Annotated in this window: 5 protein-coding genes; 1 reads left to right on the top strand and 4 read right to left on the bottom strand. The window is 58.5% G+C overall.

Annotated features, from left to right (window positions below):
- Both IVB48_RS00120 and IVB48_RS00115 read right to left on the bottom strand, forming a co-directional pair.
- On the bottom strand, positions 1 to 342 hold a 342-nt coding region (locus IVB48_RS00120), incomplete at its 3' end, for a transposase (protein WP_247396232.1).
- Between the two features lie 143 nt (positions 343 to 485).
- The gene (locus IVB48_RS00115) at positions 486 to 1,298 is read right to left on the bottom strand and encodes an enoyl-CoA hydratase/isomerase family protein (RefSeq protein ID WP_247396229.1); all 813 of its coding nucleotides are present in this window, start codon (positions 1,296 to 1,298) and stop codon (positions 486 to 488) included.
- 736 nt (positions 1,299 to 2,034) lie between these two features.
- Here IVB48_RS00115 and IVB48_RS00110 point away from each other — a divergent pair.
- A complete protein-coding gene (locus IVB48_RS00110; RefSeq protein WP_256468846.1) occupies positions 2,035 to 2,172 on the top strand; it encodes a hydantoinase/oxoprolinase family protein in 138 nt (45 codons plus the stop codon).
- Positions 2,173 to 2,893: 721 nt separating this feature from the next.
- Here the strand turns inward: IVB48_RS00110 and IVB48_RS00105 are convergent.
- Both IVB48_RS00105 and IVB48_RS00100 read right to left on the bottom strand, forming a co-directional pair.
- Positions 2,894 to 3,922 (bottom strand): IS110 family transposase, encoded by a 1,029-nt coding sequence (locus tag IVB48_RS00105; RefSeq protein ID WP_247396226.1) that lies wholly within the window; start codon positions 3,920 to 3,922, stop codon positions 2,894 to 2,896.
- 131 nt (positions 3,923 to 4,053) lie between these two features.
- On the bottom strand, positions 4,054 to 4,590 hold a 537-nt coding region (locus IVB48_RS00100; RefSeq protein WP_247396222.1), incomplete at its 5' end, for a transposase.

Here is a 4,590-nt window from a genome sequence, read left to right as displayed (position 1 = left end):
AAAGCCGGTCTCGTCGATCACCAGCACCGCATCGTCATCCGCCAAGTGCTCGATGACATAGTCGCGGACGATATCGCGCAGGGCATCAGCGTCCCAATCTCCACGACCCAGAATTGCCTGCTGACGCCATGGGCCAGGATCGCCAGCCGCCTCCGCGCGCATCCAGCCGGTCTTGCGCTGCTCATCTCCGAGCAGACCTTCCAGGAACAAGCCTGCATTCGTCGCAACACGCTCTTGCGTGAACAACGGACGTATCCGCTGCTTGATCTCTCGAAGCGACGCCGCCCACAACGCAAGCGTCTCCTCAACCGACGCGGCCCGCGTCCACGACATTCGAATCATGGTTGCCCATGGATTCAGAAGCCCGCAAACAAAGCAACTGTAGTGCTAGCCAGCGTGAGGTGCACGCTGTCCGGCGGACCAACTTCAGGGTCAATCGTCGTTCGCGCGGAACGGATTGCCGCTTCGCGTTGCTACGTTCGTGATTACATCGCGCGCGCCTGCTGTTTGCGGGCGCGGCGCCGCTCGAAGAAGCGCTCGATTTCCCGCTGAGGAGAGCCGGCATCGAAGGCTTCGCGATAGGCTTCCACCGCCATCGCCATGGCCTTGCGATAGCGATCTTCATCGAGCAGCCGATTGGCCTTCTTCGAAAGGCCGTAGGCGACCTGCGGCTGGCCAGAGAGGCGCTTCGCCACAGCAATCGCTGTGTCGAGAACTTCGCCCTGGGGGACGATTTGATGGATGAAGCCTAGATTCCTTGCTTCCTCGGCGCTCATCAGCCTTCCTTGCAGGGAAAGCTCAATCGCGCGACGGCCCACTCGCTCCCACATCAGCCAAGTGCCGAAGATGCTTGGGAGACCAGAATTGATTTCGGTCTGCCCCATTTTGACGTCGGGATGCGCGACCACGAAGTCACAGAACTGGGTGACCTGAAAACCGGATCCAGCCGCCACACCGTTGACAGCGGCAATCAACGGCTTCCGAAATTGTCTGACTGCATCGTAGCAGTTCGCAAGGCGGCCCAACCATGGGCCAATTCGAGAGCCATCGCTGAAGGCCTGCAATTCCCAGAGATCCTGACCCGAACAAAATGCTCTGTTCCCGGCACCGGTCAGGATCGCTGCAATGACGTCGGGGTCCGCATCGGCACTAACCAGCTTTGCAGCCAGTTCGTCCCTGAGATCGGACGTCCAGGCGTTGTACAGAGCGAGGCGATTGATTGTGAGAACCAAAACCCCGTCATGGACCTGCGAGAGAAGGTTATCTGAATTCTGAGCGGTCTGACGTGAGTCTACCATGCTGATACTCCTTCAGACGGTGAGCAGCGGCTGACCGAACCTGCTCTGCTTCCCAGGCGCCCTTCAGATCGACCGTAATCTCGTTCTTCTTGATGCGTCATTGGGCCGCACGGAAACTCGTCAACGATGTGGGCGTAGAGCCGGATCTGGCAGTAGGCGAGGCGCTTGTTACAAAACTATACGCTGGCGATAAGGTCGGCTTTTGAGCTCTCCTTGGCGTTGACAAGCGCCCTGCTCTCCGGCTGGCGAAGCCACGTCCAACGCGATTGCCGCTCTTTAGACCCGCCTCCTGCAGTGTGCCGGTCAATTCCTTGACCTTCTGCAGAAGGTCACGAAACGTCGTGCGGTGGCGCCGAACGGTGCATAAGACGCGGTCGCCAAACTCTTGATCACGCCCACGGAGGAGCTCGGGATCGTCTGCATCTAAAAGGCCTCTGGCTTCGACGGCAGAAAACTTACCAGTGTCCGGAGCCCGAAGATAATGTGTGGCGATCGCGAGTGATCGACCAATACCATTTGTAAGAGAGATCAATACCAGTTCGGTATTGACCGGGCATCCGCGAGAAGTGTCACGCTGTTGTCCAACTGTCGGTCACGCGGCTCTCCGCTGTTGGCGCGTCGCTGAGGCTGCTCGCAGCTCATCGGCTGGCCAAATGGGCATCATCCGGACGATCGGCGATTTTCTTGCAATCTGCCTCAATCTCGTCATCACATATCAGTTGAAGCCCGCCGCACAATGGCGGCCTCTTTGATCTCAGAACATGCGGTTCACACCGTAATGTCCGGACCTGCTGCGGCCGCGATCGCCACCGGACAAGCTGGGTTCACTGAGGTGATCACCGGTGACATGGGTGGCAGCCACCTGTGTTGGTGAGATTGATGAGGGCTTGGCCGCTCTAGCGGTACCCGTTAGGATTGAGGGCGTAGGCGTCTTGTACGCGATCGCCATGACCGGGGCCCCTAAATCGGATAATGGGTCCAGGAGTGAGATCAGCGCGTGGAGAAGCTGAAGGAGTCAGCGGACGTGATCGCGAAGGCGATCCGCGTTGGGCATTCACGAAACATGTGAAATTCTTCCTCCTTTCGCCGTATTCGCCGGCGAGGTGTCCACCAGCAGACCTCTAGCCCGTATTTCTCACACGGCGCCATCGCACTTGCCTTGGAAGATGAGATGCGCCTCCTCGACGAGGTCGAGGAAGTCGCTCTCCCAGTTGTCTGTCAATCGGCCCTTTAATTGCGGTTTGTTGTCAAGCTACCATTCTTCCTCTCTCCAGTGACACGCCGGTAGCGATTGCTCCGTCGGAGCTGATCAGGTTGCGGAGACGGAGCGATCGCGGATGGCGAGACGATTGCCTAGCGGGCTTGGCAATCGACGTCGTTGGCGGCTTCGTCGGGTTGGGTTGATGTCGTAGCTGGGGTCATGGTCCTTTCCGACGTCGCGAGCGCCTCATGATGATGTCCGGATCGGGCGCCTCAACGTTTGCAGCGGAGTGCGGGCGAACCGCCACCAGCCGATTGACCGAGGTCACCACGACCACCGTCCCAGCGGGACATCGCCAGTCCGGCGGACCGGACCAGGAACTTGCGAGCAAATATCAGATTGGCTTCGGCTGGCCCCAGTCGAACGACGTGCCATCGACCCAGATGCAGTGGAGAATCACGGCGATCTTTCGGGCGATGGCGACCTTTGCCTTCTTCATGCCGATCCGCTTGGCGAGCTTCATGCCCCAGGCCTTTAGGGAAGACCACTTTTTGGTTCGATAAAGAAGGACAGTGGCGGCCTCGAACAAGTAAGTTCGGAGAAGCCGGTCGCCCCATCGAGATATCTTTCCGTTGGTGTCGGTTTCGCCGGATTGGCTGCGCCTCGGCGTAAGGCCTAGGTAGGCGCCGACCGTCGAAGCCGATCGGAAGCGCGAGGGGTCATCGATCGTGTGGCGGAACGTTAGGGCCGTCACGACACCGCCCCCCGGGACCGTCATCAGGCGACGCGTCGTGTCGTCCAGCTTTGCCAACCGGCGGACCTCGTCGTCGAACTTACCTTGTTGTTGACAAACGTTCTCATGGATCGAGAGCAGCGGCGATATCACGCTGAGAAGCAAATGATCGACGCCCAAGAGTTCGCTGACCTGGTTGCGGAATTGTTTGCCGATCGCGCGAGGGAACAGCAATCCACATTCCTTGATCAAGCTGCGAACTTGGTTCTCGATGTCTCGGCGCATGGACACTAGCCGAGATCTGGCGACAAGGATCGCTCGGATCTTCTGGCTTTCCTCACTTTTGACTTTTACCTCTCGATACCATCCAACCCGCACCAGTTCGGCAAGCCCTCGCGCATCATTCTGATCGCTCTTGTTCATTCGGACCGACAAAGCTGCGTGCGCATGCCGAGCGTCGATGCAGACCACGGGAAGCTCAACCCTGCGGAGTTCATGCCATAGCCAACTCGCCATAGCACCGGTCTCGAAGCCGATACGCTCGGCATGAGGCGCATGTTTGTTAAGCAGGTCAGTCAAGGCACCAGGATTAGACTTTGCTTTCCCTTCGAAGATTACTTGACCAGTCTCGTTGACAACGCACACAGCGGTTTCTCTCTGTGAGACGTCCAGCCCGACGTACTGCTTCATGGGAGCTCCTTCGAATCATTTAATTGCGAGGGCTCCACGATAACGGAGGTTGTCTGCCACGAGTGCCGACCGCAATTACGTCATCGTTTGCAAATTTGGCTCTGACGCATATTCGATGATCGTGGTTGTTTTTATGGCGCGCCAATCAGCCTAGCCTGAAGGAGATCGAGCTTAGCGCGCCCGTACATTTGCCGTTTGACCAGCTTGAGCTTGGTGATCTGAGCTTCCACTTGGCCATTGGACCATGGTTGCGTAATAGCGGCGTGCACCGCGCCCTTATCGTTGGCAATGCCATTCGCGAACGAGGCAATGAGGCTCCGCTTGGATTCATCAATCCAAGGTTCGAGCTCCATCTCGGCCTTCTTTCGGATCATCGCGTGGAAGCGGCCAACGAGAGCTTGGGCATCGGCCAGCATAGGAACGTTTTGTTCGATGAGGGCAAGCGTGACGGTCTCGGCCTTGGTTAGGTGGTCGCGCTTCGTCGTCATCAGCTGCGCTATCGTCCTGGCGGCGGGGACCTTCTGCAATTGTTGATGGCTGATAGTCTCGGCACGCCGCCGTCGCGTCGCCCATTCCGCCACCACGCGCAGCGATCCCATAAAGCCTTGTCCCTTCAAACGGCGCCAGAGTTCGGCACCGTTGCGACAGCCGCCTGACCACTGCGCGTC

Source organism: Bradyrhizobium sp. 76 (assembly GCF_023073025.1).
In the GTDB taxonomy this organism is placed as follows: domain Bacteria; phylum Pseudomonadota; class Alphaproteobacteria; order Rhizobiales; family Xanthobacteraceae; genus Bradyrhizobium.
The sequence above is the reverse complement of the archived record's forward strand: the minus strand, read 5'-3'. Positions and strand labels throughout refer to the sequence as shown.

What these genes read in the sequence shown, in the direction of transcription:
- IVB48_RS00115 (WP_247396229.1), bottom strand. Translation starts at nt 1,298, where the DNA reads ATGGTAGACTCACGTCAGACCGCTCAGAATTCAGATAACCTTCTCTCG.
- IVB48_RS00110 (WP_256468846.1), top strand. Translation starts at nt 2,035, where the DNA reads ATGGCGGCCTCTTTGATCTCAGAACATGCGGTTCACACCGTAATGTCC.
- IVB48_RS00105 (WP_247396226.1), bottom strand. Translation starts at nt 3,922, where the DNA reads ATGAAGCAGTACGTCGGGCTGGACGTCTCACAGAGAGAAACCGCTGTG.